The 984-nt window shown below is 45.6% G+C and carries 1 protein-coding gene; it reads right to left on the bottom strand.

The features are described 5' to 3' along the window. Window positions 1–881: alanine-zipper protein (locus ACFINX_RS10205; RefSeq protein WP_375668809.1), on the bottom strand; the 881-nt coding region annotated here is incomplete at its 3' end. Window positions 882–984 lie beyond the last annotated feature (103 nt).

The following is a 984-nucleotide window of genomic DNA, read 5'->3' as shown; positions in this document are numbered from 1 at the left end:
TTCGCAGAATTTGTCGTTGCTGTCACCGTGTCTAATGAACTCTTGACCTCTCCAAGCCCTTGCTTCGTCGTATCAGCTTCTTCTTTTGCTTGCTCCGCAACACTCTTCGCTTCTTCTGCTGTCGACTTCGCAGTCTCGGCTACTTCCTTGGCTTCTTCTGATAAACTTTTTGCACTCAAAGCGGTTTGGCTTGCATGATCACTCGTGGATTTTGCTTCATTGGCTATTGTTTCTAAGCCTTCTGCTTTAGATTTTGCATCGCTAGCCTCTCTTAGTGCTTGATCTACTTTCTCTGTTACACTCTCTGCTGCACTTTTCGCCGCTTCCGCCAAACCCTTCGCTTCTGAAGCTGTTTGCGAGGCTTGTTCCACTCCTGTTTGCGCCGATTCGGCAACTCTCTTAACAGTTGCAACAGATTCCTTGACTTCAGCACAAGCATTCTTGGATTGTTCTGAAAGAGCCTTTGCCTCTTCTGCAATATCCTTGGCATCATCAGCTGTCCGTTTTGCGCCATCCGCCTTAAGACTTGCTTGTGTTGCTATCGTCTTAACTTCATGACTCGTCGCTACCGCGGTCGCTGCTACTTGGGTTGTCTCTGTTGCTGTTTGAGAAGCATCTTTCGCTGTTTGTTCTGCACGTTCAGCAATAGATTTCGATTCTTCTGCAACCTGTTGCGCACCATTCGCACGCGCCATGGCTTTTTCCGACTCTTGCCTTGCATTCACAACCTGTTCTAACGGCGCAAAGGTTTCATACGAATACAAAGATGCCGTCCCTAAAATCTTCGGAACAACAACGCTATCTTGCGAAGTTCCTTCTCTGATTTCCTCTTTCGTGGCTATTGGTATCAGATACTCATGACTATGATCAGGTATTTTCATCTGCTTTATTCCTCCATTAAACCTAAAATGAACACTCTTTCAAATCTTCAAACTCTTCTCTTAAGGTCTCTAAGCGCTTCTCTAAATCTTTCAGTGAACCATC

The organism is Bartonella sp. AP36NXGY (assembly GCF_042195865.1).
Lineage (GTDB): Bacteria > Pseudomonadota > Alphaproteobacteria > Rhizobiales > Rhizobiaceae > Bartonella.
This window is presented reverse-complemented; position numbering and strand designations above follow the sequence as displayed.